General features: G+C 41.8%; 31 protein-coding genes and 2 pseudogenes. 7 read left to right on the top strand and 26 right to left on the bottom strand.

Annotation, left to right across the window (positions count from 1 at the left end):
- Positions 1-97: 97 nt before the first annotated feature.
- The 12 genes from OKIT_RS05815 to OKIT_RS05755 form a co-directional block, all read right to left on the bottom strand.
- Entirely contained in the window at positions 98-1,291 is a 1,194-nt protein-coding gene (locus tag OKIT_RS05815) for an acetate/propionate family kinase (RefSeq protein WP_007746122.1), read from the bottom strand.
- 6 nt (positions 1,292-1,297) lie between these two features.
- Positions 1,298-2,095 (bottom strand): class I SAM-dependent methyltransferase, encoded by a 798-nt coding sequence (locus OKIT_RS05810; RefSeq protein ID WP_007746121.1) that lies wholly within the window; start codon positions 2,093-2,095, stop codon positions 1,298-1,300.
- Positions 2,096-2,264: 169 nt separating this feature from the next.
- Positions 2,265-2,699, bottom strand: coding sequence for a competence type IV pilus minor pilin ComGF (locus OKIT_RS05800; protein ID WP_036593609.1), 435 nt, complete (start codon positions 2,697-2,699; stop codon positions 2,265-2,267).
- Positions 2,689-2,871, bottom strand: a complete 183-nt coding sequence (locus OKIT_RS05795; protein WP_007746118.1) for a hypothetical protein — start codon at positions 2,869-2,871, stop codon at positions 2,689-2,691. The genes OKIT_RS05800 and OKIT_RS05795 overlap by 11 nt, the downstream gene beginning before the upstream one ends.
- Positions 2,864-3,280, bottom strand: coding sequence for a type II secretion system protein (locus OKIT_RS05790; RefSeq protein ID WP_007746117.1), 417 nt, complete (start codon positions 3,278-3,280; stop codon positions 2,864-2,866). Before OKIT_RS05790 ends, OKIT_RS05795 begins: the two co-directional genes overlap by 8 nt.
- Positions 3,267-3,596, bottom strand: a complete 330-nt coding sequence (gene comGC, locus OKIT_RS05785; RefSeq protein ID WP_007746116.1) for a competence type IV pilus major pilin ComGC — start codon at positions 3,594-3,596, stop codon at positions 3,267-3,269. Before comGC ends, OKIT_RS05790 begins: the two co-directional genes overlap by 14 nt.
- A complete protein-coding gene (locus OKIT_RS05780; protein WP_241778169.1) occupies positions 3,593-4,639 on the bottom strand; it encodes a type II secretion system F family protein in 1,047 nt (348 codons plus the stop codon). Before OKIT_RS05780 ends, comGC begins: the two co-directional genes overlap by 4 nt.
- The gene (gene comGA, locus OKIT_RS05775) at positions 4,572-5,546 is read right to left on the bottom strand and encodes a competence type IV pilus ATPase ComGA (protein WP_007746112.1); all 975 of its coding nucleotides are present in this window, start codon (positions 5,544-5,546) and stop codon (positions 4,572-4,574) included. The genes OKIT_RS05780 and comGA overlap by 68 nt, the downstream gene beginning before the upstream one ends.
- A gap of 74 nt (positions 5,547-5,620) precedes the next feature.
- Complete coding sequence (locus OKIT_RS05770; RefSeq protein ID WP_028291756.1) at positions 5,621-6,715, bottom strand: SepM family pheromone-processing serine protease; 1,095 nt, start codon at positions 6,713-6,715, stop codon at positions 5,621-5,623.
- Positions 6,712-7,185: a pantetheine-phosphate adenylyltransferase gene (coaD, locus tag OKIT_RS05765; RefSeq protein ID WP_007746109.1), complete on the bottom strand. Its 474-nt coding sequence runs from the start codon at positions 7,183-7,185 to the stop codon at positions 6,712-6,714. Before coaD ends, OKIT_RS05770 begins: the two co-directional genes overlap by 4 nt.
- Positions 7,178-7,750 carry a 16S rRNA (guanine(966)-N(2))-methyltransferase RsmD gene (gene rsmD / locus OKIT_RS05760; protein WP_007746107.1) on the bottom strand — a complete coding sequence of 191 codons (573 nt, stop codon included), beginning with the start codon at positions 7,748-7,750 and terminating at the stop codon, positions 7,178-7,180. Before rsmD ends, coaD begins: the two co-directional genes overlap by 8 nt.
- Positions 7,747-8,970, bottom strand: coding sequence for an FtsW/RodA/SpoVE family cell cycle protein (locus OKIT_RS05755; protein WP_028291757.1), 1,224 nt, complete (start codon positions 8,968-8,970; stop codon positions 7,747-7,749). Before OKIT_RS05755 ends, rsmD begins: the two co-directional genes overlap by 4 nt.
- A gap of 53 nt (positions 8,971-9,023) precedes the next feature.
- On the opposite strand from OKIT_RS05755, the gene OKIT_RS05750 reads away from it, so the two are divergent.
- Positions 9,024-9,500 (top strand): ribonuclease H family protein, encoded by a 477-nt coding sequence (locus OKIT_RS05750; RefSeq protein WP_007746102.1) that lies wholly within the window; start codon positions 9,024-9,026, stop codon positions 9,498-9,500.
- Positions 9,501-9,539: 39 nt separating this feature from the next.
- Here OKIT_RS05750 and OKIT_RS05745 read toward each other — a convergent pair whose 3' ends face one another.
- The 5 genes from OKIT_RS05745 to ytpR form a co-directional block, all read right to left on the bottom strand.
- Positions 9,540-10,127 carry a hypothetical protein gene (locus tag OKIT_RS05745; protein WP_007746099.1) on the bottom strand — a complete coding sequence of 196 codons (588 nt, stop codon included), beginning with the start codon at positions 10,125-10,127 and terminating at the stop codon, positions 9,540-9,542.
- 57 nt (positions 10,128-10,184) lie between these two features.
- Positions 10,185-11,699, bottom strand: a complete 1,515-nt coding sequence (locus OKIT_RS05740) for a peptide chain release factor 3 (RefSeq protein WP_007746098.1) — start codon at positions 11,697-11,699, stop codon at positions 10,185-10,187.
- A gap of 111 nt (positions 11,700-11,810) precedes the next feature.
- Positions 11,811-12,533, bottom strand: a complete 723-nt coding sequence (locus OKIT_RS05735) for a Bax inhibitor-1/YccA family protein (RefSeq protein WP_007746097.1) — start codon at positions 12,531-12,533, stop codon at positions 11,811-11,813.
- 68 nt (positions 12,534-12,601) lie between these two features.
- The gene (gene murC, locus OKIT_RS05730; protein WP_007746096.1) at positions 12,602-13,927 is read right to left on the bottom strand and encodes a UDP-N-acetylmuramate--L-alanine ligase; all 1,326 of its coding nucleotides are present in this window, start codon (positions 13,925-13,927) and stop codon (positions 12,602-12,604) included.
- A gap of 6 nt (positions 13,928-13,933) precedes the next feature.
- On the bottom strand, positions 13,934-14,542 hold the full coding sequence (gene ytpR / locus OKIT_RS05725; protein ID WP_007746088.1) for a YtpR family tRNA-binding protein: 609 nt from the start codon (positions 14,540-14,542) through the stop codon (positions 13,934-13,936).
- Between the two features lie 39 nt (positions 14,543-14,581).
- Between ytpR and OKIT_RS05720 the strand changes: the two genes are divergently transcribed.
- A complete protein-coding gene (locus OKIT_RS05720; protein WP_007746086.1) occupies positions 14,582-14,905 on the top strand; it encodes an LPXTG cell wall anchor domain-containing protein in 324 nt (107 codons plus the stop codon).
- On the opposite strand, the gene trmB is transcribed toward OKIT_RS05720, so the two are convergent.
- Genes trmB through OKIT_RS05705 form a run of 3 tightly spaced genes read right to left on the bottom strand, consistent with a single transcriptional unit; the run spans position 14,906 to position 17,341 of the window.
- The gene (gene trmB, locus OKIT_RS05715) at positions 14,906-15,571 is read right to left on the bottom strand and encodes a tRNA (guanosine(46)-N7)-methyltransferase TrmB (RefSeq protein ID WP_007746085.1); all 666 of its coding nucleotides are present in this window, start codon (positions 15,569-15,571) and stop codon (positions 14,906-14,908) included. It abuts the gene before it with no gap.
- Positions 15,555-16,613, bottom strand: a complete 1,059-nt coding sequence (locus OKIT_RS05710) for an ABC transporter permease (RefSeq protein WP_007746082.1) — start codon at positions 16,611-16,613, stop codon at positions 15,555-15,557. Before OKIT_RS05710 ends, trmB begins: the two co-directional genes overlap by 17 nt.
- Positions 16,610-17,341 (bottom strand): ABC transporter ATP-binding protein, encoded by a 732-nt coding sequence (locus OKIT_RS05705; RefSeq protein WP_007746080.1) that lies wholly within the window; start codon positions 17,339-17,341, stop codon positions 16,610-16,612. The genes OKIT_RS05710 and OKIT_RS05705 overlap by 4 nt, the downstream gene beginning before the upstream one ends.
- Positions 17,342-17,382: 41 nt before the next feature.
- Between OKIT_RS05705 and OKIT_RS05700 the strand changes: the two genes are divergently transcribed.
- Genes OKIT_RS05700 through OKIT_RS05690 form a run of 3 tightly spaced genes read left to right on the top strand, consistent with a single transcriptional unit; the run spans position 17,383 to position 19,154 of the window.
- Positions 17,383-17,805 (top strand): HIT family protein, encoded by a 423-nt coding sequence (locus tag OKIT_RS05700; protein WP_007746079.1) that lies wholly within the window; start codon positions 17,383-17,385, stop codon positions 17,803-17,805.
- A 7-nt stretch (positions 17,806-17,812) separates the two neighbouring features.
- The gene (locus tag OKIT_RS05695) at positions 17,813-18,079 is read left to right on the top strand and encodes a hypothetical protein (RefSeq protein WP_007746078.1); all 267 of its coding nucleotides are present in this window, start codon (positions 17,813-17,815) and stop codon (positions 18,077-18,079) included.
- 58 nt (positions 18,080-18,137) lie between these two features.
- Positions 18,138-19,154: a peptidylprolyl isomerase gene (locus OKIT_RS05690; protein WP_007746077.1), complete on the top strand. Its 1,017-nt coding sequence runs from the start codon at positions 18,138-18,140 to the stop codon at positions 19,152-19,154.
- A gap of 71 nt (positions 19,155-19,225) precedes the next feature.
- Here the strand turns inward: OKIT_RS05690 and OKIT_RS09835 are convergent, their stop codons facing one another.
- From OKIT_RS09835 to OKIT_RS05665, 6 genes and pseudogenes are all read right to left on the bottom strand, one after another.
- Positions 19,226-19,306, bottom strand: a complete 81-nt coding sequence (locus OKIT_RS09835; RefSeq protein ID WP_341348852.1) for a HeH/LEM domain-containing protein — start codon at positions 19,304-19,306, stop codon at positions 19,226-19,228.
- Between the two features lie 108 nt (positions 19,307-19,414).
- Positions 19,415-19,816: pseudogene (gene rplT / locus OKIT_RS05685) on the bottom strand (50S ribosomal protein L20); the annotation flags it as partial.
- A 22-nt stretch (positions 19,817-19,838) separates the two neighbouring features.
- Positions 19,839-20,036: a 50S ribosomal protein L35 gene (rpmI, locus tag OKIT_RS05680; RefSeq protein WP_007746074.1), complete on the bottom strand. Its 198-nt coding sequence runs from the start codon at positions 20,034-20,036 to the stop codon at positions 19,839-19,841.
- Positions 20,017-20,660, bottom strand: a pseudogene (gene infC, locus OKIT_RS05675) (translation initiation factor IF-3). Before infC ends, rpmI begins: the two are co-directional and overlap by 20 nt.
- A 103-nt stretch (positions 20,661-20,763) precedes the next feature.
- Positions 20,764-21,723, bottom strand: a complete 960-nt coding sequence (locus tag OKIT_RS05670) for a hypothetical protein (protein ID WP_007746072.1) — start codon at positions 21,721-21,723, stop codon at positions 20,764-20,766.
- A complete protein-coding gene (locus OKIT_RS05665; protein ID WP_007746070.1) occupies positions 21,716-23,614 on the bottom strand; it encodes a ribonuclease J in 1,899 nt (632 codons plus the stop codon). The genes OKIT_RS05670 and OKIT_RS05665 overlap by 8 nt, the downstream gene beginning before the upstream one ends.
- Positions 23,615-23,842: 228 nt before the next feature.
- On the opposite strand from OKIT_RS05665, the gene rpsO reads away from it, so the two are divergent.
- Positions 23,843-24,112, top strand: a complete 270-nt coding sequence (gene rpsO / locus OKIT_RS05660; RefSeq protein WP_007746067.1) for a 30S ribosomal protein S15 — start codon at positions 23,843-23,845, stop codon at positions 24,110-24,112.
- Positions 24,113-24,130: 18 nt separating this feature from the next.
- Positions 24,131-24,397: a 30S ribosomal protein S20 gene (gene rpsT / locus OKIT_RS05655; RefSeq protein ID WP_007746065.1), complete on the top strand. Its 267-nt coding sequence runs from the start codon at positions 24,131-24,133 to the stop codon at positions 24,395-24,397.
- Positions 24,398-24,417 lie beyond the last annotated feature (20 nt).

The following is a 24,417-nucleotide window of genomic DNA, read 5'->3' as shown; positions in this document are numbered from 1 at the left end:
AACAACTTTGTGAACTTATTAACATTATTAGTGTAAAACTTCACAACTATAATGTCAAGCAAAAAGATAATAAAAAAACGCCCGAAGACGTTTTTCTTTATTTCATCAAATTTTGAACATCACGCGCAATTTCCAGCTCCTCATTGGTTGGAATCAGAAAAGCCGTAATCGAGGAATCGGGTTGTGTAATCGCTGTCTGAACCCCATGCTGATCATTAGCTTTTTCATCCAATTTGACACCAAGAAAAGCCAATTTTTCCAAAATCATCTTTCGAATCGGCACAGAATTCTCACCAATACCGGCTGTAAAGACCAAAGCATCAACACCCTGAAGCTCGAAATAGTATTGTGCAATATAATTAACAACACGATTAACGAACATATTAACAGCTAATCGAGCATGTTCATTAGTATCATAAACATCGAGCAAATCGCGCATATCGCTAGATAAAGTAGAAATACCAAGCAAGCCGGACTTATGATTCAGAATATCCAGCATCTGCTGATCAGACAGCCCTTCTTTGCCTTTCACATAATTAACCAGCGATACATCGACATCCCCTGACCGCGTCGCCATAATTAATCCAGCTAACGGAGAGAATCCCATCGAGGTGTCCAAGGATTTTCCGTCTTTGATCGCTGTAACTGATGCGCCGGCGCCAAGATGCATGGTAATCAGCTTCAAACTTTCAAGCGGTTTGTGCAGCATTTGAGCGGCCTGCTCGGCCACATATTTATGTGAAGTACCATGTGCCCCGTATTTGCGAACACCATACTTCGTGTAATACTCATATGGAACTGCGTATAAATAGTTTTCCTTAGGCATCGTCTGATGGAAAGCCGTATCAAAAACGGCTACTTCGACAGCATTAGGAATAATTTTAGAAAAAGCTTTAATTCCCAATGCATTGGCTGGGTTATGCAACGGCGCGTAGGCTGCCAAACGTTCAATTTTCTTCAGGACTTCATCATCAATAAGGACTGACTTGTTGAACCATTCGCCACCGGCCACAATACGGTGGCCAATTCCTTTAATCTCATCAAAATCCTTCACAATACCCAAATCTTTAAATTGAGCAAGCGTAAAGTTAATCGCCTCTTCATGGTTTGAAAAAGCATGACGGGACTTATGTTTTTCCCCTTGGAATTTAATTGATACATTATCATCTTGGCTAAGGTCAACACCGATACGCTCGATCATGCCTTCGGCGATGACTTTTTCTTCCGGCATGTCCATTAATTTGAACTTTAATGACGATGAACCAGCGTTAACAGATAAAATTTTTGTCATAAAACCTCACAAATTCTCCTTTTTCCATGTCTTTAGCTGCGAAACAAATTTGGAAAAATCTTCTTTATTTGAAAGCTCCGGAATTTGAGCAAGCAAAATCCGGGCAACTACCTTTTCATTATCCACTTTTCGGCGAAGAATGAGAAGGCTTGAAGCCATTTCAGCATGTTTAAAAAGCCCGTTTGGCAATTTAATAATCGACAGCAATTCCAACTCCGGATGACTTTTAAGCATCAATGGCAGCACGCCTGACTGCAGATCTACATTGTCAGCCAAAATAATCGCTGCTTGTCCAGGCTGGAATTGAGACAGATAAATTAAGCTATCCAACTCTTTTGCAAAATCAATTCCCAATAATCGGCTGACAATTAACTTACTGGCTTTTGAGTCGGCAGGCGTGAAATCAAAGCGATAAATTTGCGCTAAATTAGATAAAGCACTCAATACTTCTTCATCAGCTGATTCGGCAAAAATAGGCCGCTGAAAATGGCTAGCGAACTGGAAAATCAAATCTGGAAATGCAACCTGTGGATCAATAATGAACTGGCCTGAAAGCCCAAGCTCAGACGCTGCAAGTGCCATCAAATCGCCAATCACAGGTGGTGTCATTTTATTGGCGATGACAAGATTCTCAGAAAAGTGTTTGGCAAAAAACAGGTTGCAAGCATTGACCATATCAGTTTGATCATAACTAGAGAAGTCCAGAGATTGCATTTTTTCAATGATCTGACTAAATTTAGTTTCGGAAACGGGAATATGATTATCTAAGACACGAACAATTTCGAGCAATTTTTCTGGCTGCATACTTCAATCTTAAGGATCTGGCTCAGATTGGACAAGTTCTTCAAGTCGTTTTTCATAATAATGATCAATATTTTGCAGTGAGGCAATTTCGTTAGCATGAATCAAAAAAATACCAAGCATGATCGAGCTAATCAAAGCAATTAAAATTAAAGTAGAAAGCAAAACGAAGCTAGTCTTTGCTCGCGAGATGCCTTTTAAGCAGAAGATCAGTCTCATAGTGCTCCTTTCGAGAAAAAATAATTACAAAATGCAGTCTGCCCTGATTCTCCAGCAGTTCAAAATCACTAACGCCGGAGACAATCGGCATGGTACCACCTTGATCAGTTGTTAATTGAAGAACATTTTTGTTCAGACGAAAGCGCACCCTTTGATCTTCATGGCGAGCTGAGACAAAATAAATTTGATTTCCTTGCCGATCCCACTCATACTGCCGATCGGGATTTTCCAGCTGCATCAAAGTACGCTGATAATTGATCAAATTCGCCGTCTTTTTTTCATTTTGAACAAATTGTGATGCAAAATGAAACATCGATATGATGAATGCAAAAACAGTCAGTGCAATCATGGTTTCAGCCAATGTGAAGGCTGTTTGTTTATGGCTCATTGTGATCATAAAGCTCCGTTAACTGCTCGCGATGTTGCCTAATTTTTGTTTGCAATTCAGAAATCTGTGTTTGCTGCCGTAGCTGCAAATCAGAAATAAAAAGAATTGCCACCGTTGTAATTGTTAAAGCGAGCATTGCCTCTGCCAAAACAAAGGATTTTCTTTTAATCATAATCAGCTACCCGATAGTTGCCAAAACCTAAAGAATAAATAAGCGAAAACCGCGGTTTTCCACGGTCATCTAAAAAGACGATACTCGTTGGGGCAACATAGCCATTGGCTTTCAATGAAAGACGGCGCGGCTCGGTATGCATTCCCTTGGGAATGTCCAGCTCTCGTTTCTGTCCTTTTGGACTTATAAAGCTGATCACTTGATGTTGAAAAATGAAATCAACATCATGATTTTCACGTTGAGCTAAAAGCTGTGCCTGATTAAAAAAGGATCCATAGCTTTTTAAAAATCGGGTCTGCATTTTTGCTTCAGATTCCTTCGGTACTGATAAGGCACAAATGGCTAATGCAGCGAGAACAGACAATACAATCACCGATTCCAGCAAAGTAAAAGATTTACTTTGTGACATTATCACCGTTGATTGTGATACCCAATGATTGTGCTTTGGCCGCTTGCTTATCAGTCAAATAACGTCCAGAAACTAAATCAGAATAACTAACACTCGTGTCATCCGTATCGTTTTCATAAAGATTGACCTGCGTTTGAATCATCGAAACCATTGCATCAGATTGTGTATCGGCCGCTTTTTGCCTTTGCGAGTTCAAATTCGGCAATACCAGAAGCATCAGTAGGCCGATAATAAACAAGACGACAGCCATTTCTATTAAAGTGAAAGCGCTTTCTTTACCTCTTTTTTGTTTCATTTTCATAATTAATTTCTTCATTGATTCATTCCTCCTAAAGTTTGGTACATCGGCATCAGCATCGACAAATAAAGGAAAACAATGCCAATTCCCACTACTGCAAAACTCAGCGGCTGAATTAGTGCGATTATTTTGTCGACACTTGCCAAAAATTTTCGGTAAGTAATTTGTGAATAAGTTTTTAAATTTTTGTTTAACAGCTCTGAATCAGAGCCCTGCTGGAAATAAACAGCAATCGTGCGATCCAAGAATGGCAGCTTTTGAAAATAGCCTGAAAGATTGGAACCACTCGTGAAAGTTTCAACCATTTTCTTTGCAAAATCAGCCTCTAGCGAGTCGTCCTGCGATAATGCGACCTCTTCGGCTACCTGAGCCAGCTGCAAACCTGACGACAAGAGCATTGAAAGTTGGATACTGAACTCATAATTAATCAAAAAGGCAAGTGTCTTCCCAAAGATAGGAATTTTGACCAAACTTTCCAAGCGCTTAAGACGGGGTTTGCTTTTAAAACGTCGGCAGTAGTAGAACGCTAAAAACAAGCAGGCCATCAATATGCCCCCTAACTCAAAATAGAGCAAGCCGTTCTGGGAGGTGCTATCGCTCTGATCAGTTTGCCAACTGGATAGAATTGGCAGCAGAAAGATCTTGACTACAAGCGCCATGACAGCTAACAAACAGACCAGGATAATCGGATAACGTAAAACTTGTTTAATTTTATTTTCCTGATCAAGCTGCTTTGACGAAAAATCAGCCAGTTGCAAAAGCACATCTTCTAAATGACCATATTTGTTTGCCATACTAATCTGAAAATTTAATGATGCACTTAAATAGGGAGCGATTGCATTAGCAAAATTTTGTCCTTGTTCCAAGCTACTGGCTAATTTCTGAATCCATATCTCGTCAGGAGAAGTTTGCTGCATAAACTGAACCGCGTGATTGATCGAATAACCAGATTGAATGAGTTGGCCGAATAGACTAAAAAATGCGACTTGTCGTTTACGAGGCAATCTTGAGATAGGCCTCATAGACTTCTTTTGAAATCCAGGAATGGTGATACGCATCATCTAAATTCTCCTTCCATTTTGATGTGAAAGCCGGTGCCGATTGATCCCAACCGTCTGTAAAGAATTGCCAATCTGCTAAAGCTGCCTGATGGCCGTCATTTCTTGGAAGCAGACGCTGATAAACTGCCAAACGCATGACGTCTTTTAACAAGACTGGATTGACATTCATTTCTAATAAACGACTGATAACGCCCAAAGACGAATTGGCATGCAGAGTGGAAAAAACCAAATGACCGCTTAAAGATGCCTGTACGGCTGCTTGGGCGGTTTGAGCATCTCGAATTTCACCAATCAGCAAAATATCTGGATGATGTCTTAAAGCCACTTTGATCAAATCCAAATAAGACATATTTGCCTCATTATTGACTTGCAGCTGCACGATTTTTTCATCTCTGATCTCAACAGGATCTTCAATGGTCAAAATCATTTTTCGATCACTCTGCTTATTTAGAAGCTGGTGAATGGTACTAGTCTTGCCAGAGCCAGTCGGACCAGCCACCACAACAAGCCCCTGCTGCGGTATTGCCTTCTCCAGCTGATCGAATTGTTGGTCGATGAGCCAAGATAGTTCGTGAAAGGATTGATCATAGAGAATACGAATCACCATTGTCTCCTTGTTGGCAAAATTTCCCACCGTGGAAACGCGAAGCGACAAATTTTCTTGACCGAACGCCATTATCATCGAGCCCACCTGAGGCCTGCGATTTTCAGCAATATTCATCTGGGCTTTGAATTTTAAAAAGCTGAAAAGTTGATCTGCTAGTTGGGAGCTGATAATACGATAGCCAATCGGCTGGCTGCCATTGTGAAACTTAATCTGGTAGCGTCCCTGTTCCGGCAGCAAATAAATGTCAGAGGCTCTTTGCTCGTAAGCAGCTTGTATCATGTGTTCAAAATATGTTTGCATTTCCGCTCCCGAAGTAGTTATACGAACTTCTTGAGCAAAATAAAAAAGCCCCGAGAGGCTTTGAGACTTTTATATTACTTCGTTTTGATAATGGTACCGTCTTTTAAATAGTTCAGAGCATCCTGAAAATTTCGAACCGGTACCAAAACCATTTTCGGTGCGTGTTTTTTCTGAGCTTTCTGTGCTACCTGCCAATTTGTCGGCCCGCCGGTTAATTTTGCCAGTGCTTTGCTGGGCTTGACATAGGGTGCAAAAAAAACTGTCGAGCCCGCCCGTTGTGCAGCAACAATTTTTTTGTCAATACCGCCAATTTCACCAACTCTGCCCTGATCATCAATCGTGCCAGTACCGGAAATATTACGGCCTTTTTTAATATTTTCTGAAGTCAGTTGAGAATATAGCTGCAAGCTGAACATCAAACCGCCTGAAGGGCCGGAAATCTGACCGACATTGACTGCAACAGCCGGCTGTGTCATCACATCAACATTATCAACGAGACTAATACCGATACCGCTACGGCCCTTAGGATAATCTTTGTCCTTAGTATTTGCCAAGTGTACGGTTTTCCCAGTGTAGGTCAAAATTTTGCCTTGCCGCAAAACTGTCAGTTCAATCATTCTGCCCTTAGGCATATTAGCTAAATATTTTTGATAACCGCTGGCATTATTAAAGTGGCGGCCATCTATTTTAGTAATCGTATCGCCAATTCTAATTTTTTTTGCAAAACGGGAATTTTTTGCAATTGATGCTACGTAAATACCACGATAAGTGGTGTGTAGCTGATCAGCCATACCTGCAGCTTTAAAAGCGACCTGCTCAGCTGATAAAATAGCCGTCTTCATCTGATATTCGCTAATCATTGCATAAACGCGATTCGAGACACCGCCTTGAATTTCTTCTCTAGGCGTAATTGAGTATGTATCATTCACACGACTGATTAGCCAGTCTAAACGATTAGCCGGCGATAAATAGACTGACACGAGACGAAAGGAACCTTTAGTCTGATCCCGTTGGCCGTCAACAGTCATGAAATTACGAATGTTATCAGCTTCTCCAGGCGTCTCAACATAGTCACTGGTCGGCAATAAAAGAAAGGCCGCAGCAGCGATTACCAAGAGCATGGTAACAGCAAAGCTACATAAAATTGTAACTAATGATTTTCTCTTCATTTAGTCTTCAACTTTATCAGTTCTGCAACATTTTCGGGAACAAAATGGCTAATATCCGCACCAAACTTGGCAACTTCCTTTAAATTAGAAGAAGAAATATCTTGGTAAATGGCCTTCGAGGGCAGTAGGACCGTCTCTATATCGCCTAAACGATGATTCAATTCTGCAATATCCCGTTCATATTCATAGTCTCTGACACTGCGAATGCCGCGAACAATAACTTGAGCAGACATTTCTTTAACAAATTCAAAAGTCAAGCCGGGCATGGGTAGTACCATGACATTGCTCAAATCCGTCACGTTATCTTGGATTAATTTAATCTTTTCGTCAGTGGCAAACATAGCTGCTTTGTTCGTATTAATGCCAACTGCAATGATCAATTCATCAAACAACTTGGCCGCCCGTTGGATAACATCCAGATGTCCAAATGTGAGCGGGTCAAAAGATCCTGGAAATACTGCCTTAACCATTGATTTTGTCCTTCTTAAAAATCGTCAAATATGTAATACCGTAATTCTTCTGCGCTAAAACCGTAAAACCAGCCGGAAGATTATCGTTGAGCGAGTGAAAACCATGATCATCTGTCTCGGCCACGAGCAAAGCATCTTCGGCCAACAGCCCGTCATCCTGTAATTGTTTGACATCATTTGCAATATGCTGTTTGGCATAGGGAGGGTCAAATATTAGTAAATCAAATTTCAAACCGTCTTCGGCCATTTTAGTCAAAGCTTGGCTGGCCGGCAGTCTCATTATTTCAAATGCCTGGGGATTTTTTGTGGCTGCAACATTGGCCTTGATCACATCGATCGCGGGACGAGCATGGTCAACCAAATAGGCTTTGGAATAACCTCGAGACACAGCTTCAATACCCAAAGCACCAGAACCAGCATACAAATCCAATACCAAACCAGCTTTAATATATGGTGTGATAATCGAAAAAAGCGCCTCTTTGACTTTATCAGTTGTCGGCCTTGTCAATTTAGAGGCCACCATTTTTAAACGCATACCGCGATTTTTTCCAGCTACAACTCTCATACTACGACTCCTGCCCTGCTTGTTTGTTTCTGCCTTGCCTGCTGACGACTATATTCTCTTGATACGGTACAGGCAATTCCGACTGAGATAGAGCTTATCAAAAAAGACGAACCACCATAAGATATAAATGGAAATGTGACACCAGTCATCGGCAGCGCCCCAATAATACCACCAAGATTGACCAATGCCTGTATAAAGAAATAACTGCCAATACCATACAAAACCAAGCGGCCAAAATTATTTTTAATGTGAAAAGCGATGTAAAACATTCTGCCGATCATCAGCATCAAAACAGCAACAACTAAGAATAAGGCCAGCGCACCTAACTCCTCAGTAAAAATAGACATGATAAAATCGGTATTTGCTTCAGGGAGATAGCCCATTTTTTCAATTGAATTTCCCAGTCCCACACCGAAAAGGCCACCGTGGGCGATCGCATAAAAGGAGTTAATCAGCTGCATAGAGTAGCTGCTGGAATAAGGCCATGGGTTTAAAAAAATCAAAAAACGGCGCGCCTGAAAGTTGCCATTTAAAAAAGAGGCCGGCAGCAGATTCAGCAGAGTTGGCAGCAACAGATAAAGCGCCGTGATTGTTAGCAGCATGAGCAGCAGCCATTTTAAATGGACGCCGGAAGCAAAAACAATCAGTAAAATCAAGAAAAACGCAATCAAAGAATTGCCCAAATCAGGCATAATCAGCACTAGAAGCAAATTAGCCATCACAAAGGCAATTTGCGATGGTAAAAATCCAAAATACCGGCGGGCAGCAGGCAAAGTCGTTTTGGACGGGATATTTTTACTTGACCGGCGCTCGGATTTGTCCAAACGGCGGGCGGCCAGAGAAGATAGATACAAAATGACCGTAATTTTAAAAATTTCTGCCGGCTGAATATTAAAAAAAGGCAGCGCAATCCAGCCATGAGCACCAGTACCAGCGGATCTCGAAGAAATAAACCGTGCAAATGCTAGTAAAACAAAAGTCACACCCAAGGCTATCGAAGCCAATTTTGGTGATGCGAGCCATCTTATTTTTATGAAAAAATCAAAGATGGCAACTGTCAGTATACCCAGCAGCGCGAACAAAGACTGCCTGAACAAAAAACCGAAAGCCCCGCTTGGAAATGCAGAGGAAGCCGAGAAAACAACTAGAATACCAATCACACTCAAAAATAAAAAAGGTCCAATGAGCAGCCAATCTATTTGTTTCAATATTTTATTCACTCATTTATTCTAACAATCGAATTTATCTTTTAAAACTGTGGCAAGATAAAATCATGAATGATTTACAGATTACGGTTTACACTGATGGCGGAAACCGCAACACAGGCAATAAATTAGGCCAGCATGTTAAAAATAATGATTTATCCGCTTGGGCTTATCTGATCAAATACCAGGATCAAGAATTAACTGCCTCTGGCTTTCAGCTCGGCGCAACCAATAATGCCATGGAATTAACCGCGATTTTAGAAGCTTTTAAAGACATTCTCAGCAGCCAAAAACTTGATGATAAACCGATTCTTCTCATTAGCGACTCACATTATGTTTTGGATCCGATGTCAAAAGGCTGGCTGAACAACTGGATTAAAAGCGGACAGGATCGGCCTAATATCAATCTCTGGCGAGCTCTTTATCCGCTGTATATCAAGCTAAAACCTCGTCTAACCCTCAAATGGGTGAAAGGACATCAAAATACCTCTGGCAACATCCGAGTGGACGACATGCTAAATAGCGAAATGGATCGGCATCATTAACAGTAATAAAAAAAGCCCTAAGGCTTTTTTTATTGTGAATTATTTTCTGAATTTATCTAATAATTTAGCAAACCAGGATTTGCTTTCCTTAACAGCTGTCTTGGCACTGTCGACAGTTTTTTCTGTCGCCTGAGCAGCTGTTTCCTTGGCTTGATCGACAACTGGTTTAGCCGTTTCCTTAATAGCCTGTGCGGTCTGATCAGTTTTTTCTGAAACTTTTTCAGCTGCTTTTTTAGCAGCAGGCTTAACAGCGGTTGTTTTTTTAACAACTTTTTTTGCCTTTGGGGCAGCTGCTTTTTTAGTATTTGCAGCCTTGGCGATTGTTTTCACCGCAGTTTTTGTTCCGCCTGCAACAGATTTGGTAACCGTCTTTTTAGCAGTTGTGGCAGTTTTACTTGCTGCTTTTTTAGTATTTGCAGCCTTGGCGGTTGTTTTTTTAGCGGCTGCAGATGCCTTTGCAGTCCCTTTTTTAGCTGCAGTAGGCACTTTCTTAGCCGTCTTCTTTGCGGTTGATGATGCTTCTACGGCTGTTTTCTTTGCGGCAACCGTCTTTGCAGCAGCCTTCTTAACTGGCTCTGTAGATTTTACAGCTGCTTTTTTAGCAGTCGTCGTTTTCTTCTCTGGCATTTTCTCTCCTTGCTAACGTGACAAATTTTAGCAAAAAATGATAAATGTGACAAATAGTTACAGCTTTGCCTGCAGCTTGACGTTGGGATATTTATCAGCAAACCAATTCAATGAAAATTGATTTTCAAATAAAATAACCGGGTCGCCCTTCCGATCGCGCATTAATAACGACCGGCTGCTGTTCATTTTTTCATCTAAATCCTCAGGATCAATCCAGCGTGCAATTTTTTTGCCAATTGGTTCAAAAATTACCTGTGAATTGTATTCATTGGCCATCCTAAACTGAAAAACTTCAAACTGCAATTGACCAACGGCACCTAAAATATATTCTTGTCCCCGCCAAGATTGAAAAAGCTGAACCGTACCTTCCTGTACTAATTGATTAATCCCTTTGTGGTAAGTTTTTTGCTTCATGACATCTTTAGCAAGAACACGATTAAAGAGGTCTGGTGTAAATGTTGGCAATGGTTCGAATTCGACTCTCTTTTTACCCGAAAAAATAGAATCGCCAATCTGAAAATTACCAGTATCATATAAGCCGATAATGTCCCCGGGAACAGCATTTTGAATGTTTTCCCGCTCATCAGCTAGGAACTCAGTCACATTACTCAATTTCAGTTTTTTTCCGTTTCTTGCCAAGGTCACTTCCATGCCTTTGACAAAATTTCCCGACACAATTCTGACAAAAGCAATACGGTCTCGGTGATTCGGATTCATATTAGCTTGGATCTTAAACACAAAAGCTGTAAATTGCGGATCATCAGGTTGAATTTCCTGCTGATCAATCGTTGGTTTTTCCGAAGGTGCCGGCGCATACTTCAGGTATTCATTTAAAAATTGTTCAACACCAAAATTGGCCAAAGCAGAACCGAAGAAGACAGGAGTCTGCCGCCCGTACATCACTTTGTCCTCGTCCAGTTTGTTTCCAGCCTCTTTTAATAGCTCAATCTCGGTCTGAGCCTCATCATAGACTGATTGATCAAGCTCTTTTGTATGGCTGTATTTAATTAATTTGTCCGCTTGCAAGTCGTAAATGCCTTGCAACAATTGACCAGATCCAACCGGCCAATTCATCGGGCAGGCTTCAATGCCTAGGGTCTTTTCAAGCTCATCAACCAAATCAAAGGCTTGGCGGCCGTCACGGTCTAATTTGTTAAAGAAAGTGAAAACCGGGATTTTTCTTTTTGCTACAATTTCAAATAATCGTCTCGTCTGAGGTTCAATACCCTTGGCAGAGTCGATGACCATGACAGCTGAGTCCACAGCCATCAATGTTCGATAGGTGTCTTCTGAAAAATCCTCATGTCCAGGTGTATCCAAAATATTAATTCGCTTGCCGGCATAATCAAACTGCAGTACTGAAGAAGTGACAGAAATGCCACGCTGCTGCTCGATAGCCATCCAATCTGAAGAAGCCATCTTGTTTGACCCGCGGCCCTTGACTGTTCCAGCTTGTCTGATCACGCCGCCATGAAGCAGCAGCTGCTCAGTCAAAGTGGTCTTCCCGGCATCCGGGTGGGAAATAATCGCGAATGTCACGCGATTTTTGTATTCATTCGTTGTTTTAACCATTTATTTGTTCCGTTTTCTATGAGTTCTCTTAATTAACTTTAACTATTCTTCTTTGATAACAGCAAAAAAATTCCGCTTTTGCGAGCGGAATTTCAAGATAAACTAATTTCACTAGTTTCTCTGATTACCAAACAGTCTGAGCAGGAACAAGAACAAATTAATGAAATCCAAGTAAAGATTCAACGCACCAGCGATAGCCAAACCATTAGTGGTTTCGTTTCCCTGGCCTTGAAGCTGAAAATACATCTGCTTCAAACGATTATTATCATAGGCAGCATACGCACTGAAGACGAGAATACCCAAGACTGAGATAATCAAACTAAAGCCGGGAACAAATATGCTGATAATCATGCCAACAAATAAAGCAATCAGTGCACCAAACATAATCGGTGCCCAAGAGGCCAAATTCTTTTTTGTGATAAAGCCATATAAGGACATAGCACCAAAATCGACAGCCGCCACCAGAAATGCTGAGACAATTGACGATAAGCTGAGGACAGCGAAAATGATACCGAAGAAGAGGCCTTCAATTACGGCATAAACCAACAAACCGGCTAATGCTAAAGCAGGATTCTTCAAGGCATTGCGCCCAATCATAATCACAACCGCAAATTGTGCAATTGCCAGAATGATCCAGGTCAGCATGCCGCTATTCTGATAAAAACTAGATATCTGTGAAGCCAGCGGATATGCCAAAAGGTAGGCCAAGCCGAAGGTAATCAGCAAGGCACCGCCCATATAGGCATAAGTCCTTTGAAAGAAAGCAGCTAACCCGGCTTGTCTGGTCGAATCTGTCACATCTTTCAAAACTCGATTGTTAGAAAAATTTTGCATTCTAACCTCCTTTTGAAATTAATTATAACAGGATCTCAAAAATTTTGTCTGACTATTACTGACCTTTTTTATTTTTCTTGAATCTTTTGATAGCCCTGCGTTAAAGCGTCCTCATACTTTTCAATATCACCAGCCCCCATAAACAGCAAAACAGCACCATGTTCGGCACTCAACTCATGGAAAGCATTCTTTTCAGTCAAAATTGTCGCTGCATTAGGCAATTTTTCTAAAATATCTTCACTTTTAGCCTGTCCTGCTTTTTCCCTAAGAGACCCAAAGATCGGCGTGATGTAGACTTTATCGACGGCTCTAAGCACACTGATATATTCAGATTTAAAAGCTTTCACACGTGTGTAAGTATGTGGCTGGAAGACGGCAACAAGCCGTTTGTCTGGAAATTTCTGACGCGCCGCATCGATTGTTGCTCTAATCTCGTTAGGATGGTGGGCGTAATCATCGACAATAGTCAAATCGGCAACTTGGCTTATAGCAAAGCGGCGTTTGGCACCTGTATAAGAAGCGACTTTGTCTTGGATTTCTTCAACAGTCAAGCCCAGGCTGTCGGCCACAGCAATCGCAGCCAGGCTGTCCAAGATGCCGTGCTGCCCTTCAATCGTCGTAAAGAAGCGACCAAGTTCTTTTCCCTGATTAAAGACAGTAAAATAGCTTCCTTCAGGTTTTTCTACTACATCATCAGCATAGATATCATCGTGTTGTTCTAGGCCGTAATAAAGCATTTTGGCTCTTTTAGGCTGAAGGCGGCGAACTTGAGGATCTTCACCATAGGCAAAAATAGTCTGACTTACATGATCAGAGAACTCCGAAAAAGCTTTTTCAACATCATCTAAGTTCTCGTAATAATCCGGGTGATCCCAATCGATATTCGTGATGATCGCAACATTCGGCGTATAGGGCTGAAAGTGACGTTCATACTCATCGGCTTCGACGACAAAATATTTAGAGTCAGCAATACCTTTGCCAACACCATCCCCAATCAAATAACTGACGCCTTCCGGCCGGCCGGAAAGAATGTGTGCTAAAAGGCTGGTCGTGCTTGTCTTGCCGTGAGCACCAGCAACAGCAATCGAAAAGTGACGGGAAATGACTTCTTCAACAGCCTCTGGATAGGTTAGCAAACGCGCCCCAAGTGCTTTAGCAGCTAAAACCTGTGGATGGTTATCGGGAAAAGCATTGCCTTTAACGACGGTATAATCGGCCTGAATGAGAGCCGGGTCAAAAGCAGTAATCCGAATCCCAGCTTTGAGGAGTGGAAACTGCGTGAAAGTTTCTTTGTCGATATCCGAACCTAGTACTGTATTGCCCTGGTCATGCAGAATCAATGCCAGGCTGGCCATACCAGTTCCTTTAATTCCGATAAAATAATATGTTGTCATGATTGCCTAATCAAACTCCAATTCATTTGCTCTATTAAAATCCAAAGGATCGCCAACGTCACCAAAGTCGTCCGGCAAAATAATCATCCCCGGGCGGTCTGGGGCGTTTTTCAGGCCTAATTCTCTTGGTGCGGCCATCATAGCCTGAGAATCGACAGAACGCAACTGACCCGGCCAGATAATCTTACCGGATGGCAGAATGGCACCCGGTAGGCAGACAACCGTCTTAACATCTGTGCGCAGATTCGGGCTGCCAGAGACGATTTGAATGCTTTTATCCTTGGAAATAGCCACTTGAGCAATCGCCAAATGATCGGAATTTGGATGTTTTTCAATCGACTGAACCAATCCAATCACAAACTTCGGCTGCAAATCAGGAGATAGTTCTGCCTCAAATCCAGCATCAGTTAACTTTTGATTAAGTTTTTTAATTGTGTCGGAATCTAGCGTGACAGGCCCTGATTTAGGAAATGATAGATCAGTAAAATGATAGGCCAGTGTCTTTCCTTCTTTTGAAATTCGTATGATATTGTCTTTTGTTTCGACAACTGAATCGGGTTTTTCTGCTGCCAGAAAAACGATCAGAGTCCCCGAATTATAGTCCGCAACGAGCATATTTATATCTTAAAACAAAAAAACCATATAATTATTGGCATGAGTAAAAATCACAACAACTTAATTGCGGCCGGAATTGGTTTTGCCCTCGCTGGCGGGCTTTCCTGGCTCCTAGCTAAGAAAATTAAAAATAACAATGCTGATCAGGTTCTGGATCAGGTTAAACAATCGCTATCGGCACAAGGAACAGTCTCGCATGCTTGGATAAACGGCCAGCGCACCGGCAGTGATGATTATGATGTCAAAGCTGTCTATATGGGCGGTGCTTGGATTACAAGCGATGCTGGGGAAACAAAAAAAATCGACTTTATTGCTAACGCCGATACAAGTGAAATTCTTTTCGTTAAAAATGCAAAAGATTAATTAAGACGGAAAGGAGGCTTTGACCCAGTATTCCGGCTGATGCATCTCAGCAAATTTTTGTTCATACTCGCTCTCGATATTGTGGGGATGTTTGGCTAATTCATGATGCAGATCATAGCTGATATCGTCAGCTGACCAATTCAGGCCGGCGTCCTTGAAACTGCTTAGAGAGTATTGAAACAAGCCGAAATTATCCGTTTTAAATTCCAAAGTACCCTTGGACCGCAAAATTCGAGCGTAAGAAGCCAGAAAATTCGCTGCCGTCAAGCGCCTTTTTTCGTGTTTGGCCTTTGGCCAGGGATCGCTATGATTCAGGAAAATACCCGCGATTTCGCCATCGGCGAAATAATGGCTGACATCGGCACCATCACCGTAAATTAATTTGAGATTCGTGATTTCTGGATCTTTTTCCAAAGCATTTTTGCCAGCAATCGCCACAGCGGTCGGTTGGAGTTCCAAACCAATAAAATTGATTTTCGGATATGCCAGGGAGTTTTCCAAAATAAATTGCCCTTTTCCCGATCCAATTTCCAGATAAATTGGATGATCATTTTTAAAGCGTGCCTGCCACCGCCCTCTTAACTGCCCAGCCTGATCATTTTCGATGACCAATTCCGGATGGCTGCTGATAAAGGGCTTGGCCCATTTTTTACTTCTTAGTCGCATATTTAAATCCTACCAGACGCGGCAGATAACCCTTGATAATCAACCATGCAAATAAGATAAAAGCAAAGATGGCATACGCAGATGCAGTTGTTCGATGTGTCAGCAGCAAGGACAGGGATAAACAAAGAACCACCGGTGAATAGATTTTGACTGCAAGAAGCTGAAAATCGGCCAATTTAGCCTCAAGATCTGTTTGATAACTTAGGACCATCAAATGGTGGTCAAAATGATGAAAAACACTTTTCAGCTGGTAAGCTAGCGCAAATAAGATAAACAGGCCGGCACAGGCAGCTGAGAAAAGTGAAGGCAGAAAAAGCGTCAGCATAATTCCCAAAAGGCTGACAAAAAACACAGGCCCAATTAATTGGCGGCTGCGGAAAAAATACCTGGTAAATAAAATCCAGTAAAAACTCCGATTAAATTTCTGCAAACGTTTAATCAGCCAATCCCACAGGCGGCTAGGCCGGTTGTCGTGTTTGATTTCTTTGACATCGGTGAAAAAGTTCAAGAAAAGGTTCAGCTGATTAACACGTCGTTTTTCTAAATCAATGGCGTAAATCCAAGCAATTCTACTGTCAGAGCAAATTTTTCGATAACTAAGAAGCAGTAAAAAAATTTTGATAACTAGCCAAAATGCAACATATAAACAGGTTACCCAAACATTTAAAATGGTTAAAAGTGCTGGCAGCATTACTACACTAATCATCAGCTGAATCACAACTGAAACACAAATCGACCGAATCAGAGCTGCTTTAAGATATTGCTTGATCTCACGAAGATCAGAAATGAGAAAAATCCGATCTGCCTCCTGAAAAAAAGTAGCCAATCGTCCCAAAAACAAACTAACCAGACTAATTATTAGCAGCACCGGCAAAGTGAAAAAACTATGCCCGATAGCTGAGAGATGATGCAGGTACTCGTAACCGCCAAAAACCAAGGCAATAAATAAAAACGCAATAAACTGATCGTTAAAAGCCCGGCTTAAATAACGCATGTTTCGCTGAAAAGACCTTTGCTGGCGAGATGCGAATAATCGCGTCATTTTTCAGCCTCTTTGGCTAACTGATAGTAAACGCCGTCGATTGTCTTCTGTTTGGGAAAGGCCTGAAAAATATCCTTCAAATGACCACGAATATGAATTTTCCCTTGATCCAATAACAAAAATTGATCCACAAACTCTTCAGCACCGGCGATAACATGTGTGCTCATGAGGATTGTGCTACCAGCGGCTTTTTTTTCTTTTAGCAGATCAATCAAATCAGCAACAGCCAATGGATCCAGGCCAATGAAAGGTTCGTCAATGACCAGCAGCGGCGTATCGGCCAAAAGTGCCATCACGATCATAACTTTCTGGCGCATTCCCTTTGAAAAATCAATCGGAAACCAGTTCCCTTTATCCTCCAGGCGAAAAATCTTGAATAGACGCTGGGCGTCGCTTTCGGCTTTTTTCTCATCGAGATGATAGGCTGAAATTGTTGTTTGGACGTGTTCGTTGAGTGTCAGGTCTTCATAGACCACCGGTAATTCCGGAATATAGGACAAAGCAGATTGATAGCGAACGGGTTCTTTTTGACTATCAATACCATCAAAAATAATTTGGCCCGCCTTGGGCTGCATAATACCAATCAGATGATTGATCGTCGTCGTCTTGCCAGACCCATTCAAACCAATTAAGGCCGTCAGAGTACCAGATGCCACCGTGAAAGAAATATCTTCAATTGTATTTGTTTGACCATAACCACCGGTCAAATGGGAAACTTCTAATGTCATAGTTATTCGATTAAATTCTAACAGACCGATATAATATAGGCATGACAGATGTATTTGATAAAATCATTGCTGGTGAAATTCCCAGCTATAAAGTATATGAAGATGAGGATGTTTTAGCTTTTTTGGATCTAGCGCAATCGACACCAGGTCATACTTTGGTCGTGCCTAAAAAGCACGTTGACAACATTTTTGATTACGATGACGAATTGGCGGCCAAAGTTCTCGGCAAGCTGCCGAAGATTGCGCGTGCCATCAAGGCAGCCAATCCAAAAATTATTGGCATGAATATCCTTTCAAATAACGGCGCCATTGCTGGTCAATCGGTACCACATTCCCATTGGCACTTAATTCCGCGTTTTGAAGGGGACGGTTTGAACCGGCCAAAAGAAGTTGATAATTCCGGTGATTACAACGATAAAAAATATCAGGAAATTGCAGACGCTATTCGCGCCCAATTCAAATGACTAGCCTATGAAAAACAAACACTTCTTAAAAGACTTGCTTGATACCTTTTCAGCCAGCATGAAATCAGAATTTGATGTTATAAAAAAAGCTGTTTCTGCCGTCAAAATGCTGATCAAGATCATGCCTGAGCAGAAACAAAATATCCAAGACATGTCAGACGAACTAGAACAGACGCAAGATAAAATGACACAGCTGCAATCTCAGTTGACAAAAGACCAGCAAAGTTTGCAGGACGAGCTATCAACTGTCAAATACCCGTTTCACAAAAAATGATTTGAGTTACATGCTAAGTTCCGTTAGAATTAAAGGGTTATAAATTAACGGGGGAATTATGCGTAAATTTGTTTGGACAGCTGTCGTGCTTTTATTTTTAGCCGGCGTTGCCTATCTTACTTTAAATACTTCAAAAGTCCTGGTCACCTCTCGAGGCGGTGCAGTGACAGAAGCTCAATATATGTCATCTGTAACTGCGACACCGACTGGCCAGCAGACCTTTGTCGGTATGGTCATCAACAATTCGCTGGAGCATCTCTATGGGAACTCAGTCTCCAGCACAGAAGTCAACCGGGCCTATCAAGAACAGAGAGCCCAATATGGAAGTTCCTGGTCCGCTTTCCTGTCACAACAAGGAACTACAGCCAGCCAATTCAGAGGACAAATTCGTACTCAACTGCTGCTGGTTGAAGCTGCCAAAAATTACCATAAAATCAGCGCTTCACAGCTCCAGAAAGCTTATAAGAATTACACGCCAAGAATGAACGTCTCTATCATCACAGTAGCCAATAGCAAAGATGCCGATACGGTCCTGAAAAACTTAAAAGCAGGTCACAGCTTTGCTTCACAGGCCAAAAGCCATTCGACTAACACCGCTACCGCATCCAAGGGTGGCAGAATGCCAAGCTTTGATTCAACTTCGACGGCACTTGCTCCTGCAATTGTCAGCGCTTCTGCAAAACTTAAAGTCGGTACCTATACGACTAGTGCAGTCCAGACTGGCTCCGAATATGCGATTATCCGTTTGAACTCAAAAGCAAAAAAACAGTCTTTAAACAGCTATCGCACTATTCTGACTAATTCACTGATTAATAGTTGGGTTAACAACAGCAACAACACTCAAAAAGTACAGCGAGTTATCAGCCGTGTCTTAAACAGAAACGATGTTCAATTCAAGGGAAGGCAATATCCAGCATTGCAAAATGCCATACAGCAATATCTGGTTAATACATCTAGCAATAGCAGTTCATCTAGCAGTTTGCCGGCTCCAAGCGGTTCGTCTTCGAAAAACAGCTCATCAACCTCTTCCAGCTCATCTTCTGAAAGTTCTAGTACTTCATCTAGTAAAAAATAATAAGTTGATGAAACTATATTAAAAGCCCGATCTCATAATGAGATCGGGCTTTTAATTTATGTAAGCTTAGCTTACTTAACTAAAGCTAATAAGTCGGCTTTCTTTGCTGATGCTGGGTATTTAATATTACTTGCATCGAGAAAAGCTTTAATATCAGCTACTGTTGATTTTGCCGTAGGCTTAACAAGTGTGGCTACTTCTGCTTCTTCAACTTTCTTGCCAGGTTCAAGAACGACAGGCTTTGCTCCACCGTTTTCAATTCTTTCAACCTTGATGTCAACAGCTAAAGTGGCAGCTTTACGTATTGGCGCTGTTACCTGCTTTTTAGCTGCATCAGCTAGTTTCGAGAAAGTAGCAAAATCAGTAACAGCTAATTCAGCAAGCATCTTACGGTTCAAATCAATACCAGCCAATTTCAAGCCGTGCATTAACTGAGAATATGAGATACCATTCATCCGGCTGGCCGCATTGATACGTGCAATCCAGATCTTACGATAATCACGTTTAACGTTCTTGCGATCACGATAAGAATACAGATAAGACTTCCAAACCTGTTGTTTGGCAACTTTAAAATTAATATGACGCTGACCACGATAGCCTTTGGCCAACTTGATCATTTTTTTACGACGAATACGCGTAACATTTGTTCCTTTAACTCGCATAGTTTATCTCCTTGACCAAAAATTATAGGTTACTTAAAACTTTTGCATAACGCTTAACGTTAATTCTGTTCATCATGGCAGTGCCACGCAATTGGCGACGCTGTTTCTTAGTCTTACCGTGAAAACGGTGAGAAGTAAAAGCTTGTCCACTTTTAAAACCACCTGACGCAGTTTTCTTAAAACGCTTTGCTGAAGCGCGACTAGTCTTCATCTTTGGCATCTTGATTCTCCTTTATCTTGCTTTTCTTTTCGGATTGTACTTTCTTAATAACCTCAGGCTTCGGTGAAAGCAGAAGCGACATTTGTCTGCCCAATAACTGGGGCATTTGGTCAATATTAGCCAAGTCTTTGAGCTGGTCTGCCATTTTAAGCAGCACTTTACGGCCAACATCTTGGTGTGTCATCATTCGTCCACGAAAACGTAAATTCAATTTAACCTTATTGCCAGCACTCAAAAACTTCGTTGCTGCCTTCTGCCGAGTCTCGAAATCGCCTTCTCCGATAACCGGGCTCAGACGAACTTCTTTGGTTTGAACAATAACCTGCTTCTTTTTGTTCTCACGAAGCTTCTTCTGCTGTTCAAATTTAACCTTGCCCCAATCCATAATTCTCGCGACAGGCGGTTGTGCCTTCGCTTGAACAATGACTAAGTCAAGATTCCTTTGACTAGCGATTTTTTGAGCATCGCGAGTACTCATAACCTTTTGTGATCCCCCATCAATTAACATCACTTCGTGAAAGTGAATGTTTTCATTGACAAGATCTATTTGGCGCTTGGGCCGTTGCTGTGGTCGTGCTATAAGAAAAATCCTCCATTTTTAGTTAGAAAAAGCGAGTCATGCAAACATGCAGAACCCGCCTCAAAAGAATGATTTGCCAACATGGTGTTCCACATGAGGCGAGAGGCGGGTACCTCTACTTAATTCAACCCTACTATAATACCACATTTACCTTTTTGGTGCATGATCATCCGCTGCATGTTCACTGCGGACAATTTCATCAATGGTTTTTTCAACTTGATCAAAAATTCTGCGCTGACTATCCGACATGCGGGACAGACGATCGGCACCCTGATATTGATTGATCATCTCATCGATCCAATAGTTCCCTTCAAAAATACCTGCGGAAATTTTGGGATACAACAAACTCGTCTGCATTCTGAGATTTGAAGTCAGCATGTCGTTAGCAATTGGATCATCCGCACCTAGTTCCTCATCCAAACGTTTCTTGAGTTTAGTGTATTCGGGCAATGCCAATAGCGGCTTGATTTTGCTGGGATTTACCTGATAAATTTTATGATCAATCCAATAAAAGTCCACCTTTTCGTCAATCTGCAGCTTTTGTGCTGTCTCTATCAGACTAGATCGGATTAAGGGATTGATGTAAGGATCCAACAACAAAAACTTACTGCCGCTCCACCACTCATGCAAAGGTAATTTGAACGAACTTTCAAAACGTTGACGCTGTTTGGCAAAATCGCCATCCGACAAGTGATAAAAGGACTGTGCCAGTTCTTTTTGCGTCACCGCCATTTGAGTACGAATAAGTCTTTCTTCGTTTTCGATCTGCTCTATGGCTGCCGCAGCCCAAATCGGGTCAGCAAAACCCGCCATTTCCCGTGCATAAATAAAGTTTTGATTCTTTAAAAGAACGTTAATAGCCAGCTTGAATAAACGCTCTGTGTTCAAATAATCATCCAAAAAATCCTGCAGATAAACATTAGCCAAGCTAAACTGCTGGTCTTCATATAAAGTACCAACCAAAATACGGTTCAAGTCGATTTCCTGCTTTTGGTTGTAGGCCATCTCAAAAAAAGAGGCAGCTTGATGGAAATTTTGGTGGTCAAATTCTAGCTGCCCCTGCTGAACCAATTGATCAAAACTCAGTTTTTGAGGGTTTTCAGACATTATTTTCTTCTAATTGTTTCCTTTCGGCTAATTGTGCGTTAATTTTCTCCATCGTCTCCTTCTTAGGACGAATGGAACGTGGTGTCGACTTGACACGTTGACGCGGCTTGCGATTCTTGCTGCCAGCGGGTTTCTTGGTATCTTCGGCTGCTTCTTTTTTGGCACTAGCGTTATCGCCCTTCTTTTTATTGTTAGGGCGACGGTTCTGATTAACTTCCATCACAACAGGCATCACAACCGGACGGCGCTTGGTCTTTTCATAGAAGAACTTAGATAGGGCTTCTTTAACGCCTGATTTTAGATCGTTCCAGTCAAAGTCTTCACTGTTGGCCAAATACAACTCGATCTGGTCCACCATTGCTTTAGCGGAATCATGAATCAAATCACGATTAGTCTTAACAAAGATAAAGCCGCGAGTCGTAATTCTTGGCGCTGCAACCACCTTTTTCTTCTTACGGTCAATTGTTGCGGCTGCAATGACTACGCCGTCTTCAGACAACATCTTGCGATCACGAAGGACAATATTTCCGACATCAGTGTTGCCAGAGCCATCAATCATCGTGTCGTCGACTTCAAAGGAATCCTCGAGCTTGAACTGCTTGGTCTCTGGATTTAATTTATACTGATCCCCTTTCATTGAAAGGAAGATATTTTCTTTTTTGATACCAACTTCCTGAGCCAGAAAATCAGCAACTGAGAAAACACGATATTCACCGGAAACTGGGAAGAAATAAGTCGGCTTCATAAAGTTCAGCATAAACTGAAGATCGTTTTGACTAGCATGCCCAGATGAATGAACATGATCCTTAATTGAAATCACGTTGGCACCACGACGGAAAATCATATCGCGCGTCTTGGCCATAATTGATTCGCTGGCAACAGACGGTGTCGTCGCAATAAAGATCAGATCCTTGTCGTTAAAGGAAACGTAACGATCATCACCATTGGCCATCCGCCACAGGTCACGAACTGGTTCACCCATCTTCCCCGTCTCTAAGATAACTAATTTGTTCGGTTCAACCGACTTCAAATTCTTGATGTTTGTAAACAATTTATTGTAGCTGGTTGGCAGCTGCAGACGTTTAGAATCCAAAGCTGTCTTGACAACTTGTTCTAAGTCATTGCCAGAAATAGCGATTTTACGTCCTGTCTGAAAAGAAGCATTGATCACTTCTTGAATCCTCTGGACATTAGAAGCAACCGTCGCAACAATAATCCGGCGATCGGCATTTTCACGAAATGTCTGGAAAACAAATTCGTCGATGGCAGACTCATTTGCAGACTCGCCTGGTAATTCAACACCATTGCTATCAGCTAAGAGTGCCAGCACGCCACGCTGGCCGATTTGTGTCAAACGGGCATAATCGGTTTTATAAGGAACTTGTGCCGTATTATCAAACTTAAAGTCGCCAGTGTAGACAACCTGGCCGTACTCAGTCTCCAAGACAATCCCGACAGACTCCGGAATTGAATGTGTTGTGCTGAAAAAGGACACTTTTGTCTTACCAAATTCAACAACTGAATCTGGCGTGATGACATTATAATCATTAAAATCGGACAAAGAAGGCCGTTTTGCTACCTGCTCTTTGGCCAAAGCTAAAGTAAATTCCGTACCAAAGACCGGTACACGCAATGCTTCCAATAGGTATGGCAGCGCACCAATCGAATCAGCATGGCCATGTGTCAAAAAGACACCAACAACTTGATCAGCATGATCAATCAGATAATTAAAATCAGGGACGACAACATCAACCCCTAAAAGATCTGTTTCAGGATACTTTAATCCAGCATCCAAAATATAAATTTCGTCATTCACGGTCACGGCATACATATTCTTTCCGTTTTCACGGACACCGCCGAAGGGAATGATACTTAAACTAGTATTTACCATTAATAACCTCAATATTTAATTGCGAATCTGTTTTCCGGACGCGTTAGCCGTTAGTCCAAGAGAGTTTCGTTAAATTCATTTTACAGGACTTGACCAAGGATGTAAAATCTTTCATCTTTTGATACAATGTAGGAGCTGTCTTATACAGGACAGCGATCCCTTTGCTTAGTTGTTCGCGGACTTACCCTTACGAACAACCCGGTAATCGGAAATATTGAGGAGGTAGACATGGCTTTAACTCAAGAAGCAAAGAACCAGATCATTAAAGAATATGCCCGCAGCGAGGGTGATACCGGTTCTATAGAAGTTCAAGTGGCTGTTTTGACTGCTGACATTAACGAACTGAATAACCACATGAGCGCTAACAAGCACGATTTTTCTTCACAGCGTGGTCTCATGAAGAAAATCGGACATCGTCGTAATTTGCTGCGTTACTTGCGCACAAATGATGTCGCTCGTTATCGTGAACTTATTTCGAAGCTCGGACTTCGTCGTTAATATTTTTAGGAGGAAAAAATGCCAATTATTGAATCTTCAATTCAGCGCGAGCGCTTGACCAAAGTAGAACGTGCCGTCCGTATCCCACAAATCAGTGCTTATCGGACTGCCGTCAAAAACTTTGAAAAAGCCGTTGCTGCTGGTGCTGACAATCTGGAAAGTTTGTACAGCAAGACCAGTGCAGCAATCGACAAAGCTGAAAGCAAAAGCTTGATCAAAAAGAACAAAGCAGCTCGTGATAAGGCTCGCTTGTACAAATTGCTCAAGTCTGCTAGCAGTAAGTAAAGCTGTTCAAGCATAAATAA

The sequence above is a fragment of the Oenococcus kitaharae DSM 17330 genome (assembly GCF_000241055.1).
GTDB classification, from domain to species: Bacteria; Bacillota; Bacilli; order Lactobacillales; family Lactobacillaceae; genus Oenococcus; species Oenococcus kitaharae.
Note: the sequence above shows the minus strand (reverse complement) of the source record. Positions and strands in the feature narration are given on the sequence as shown.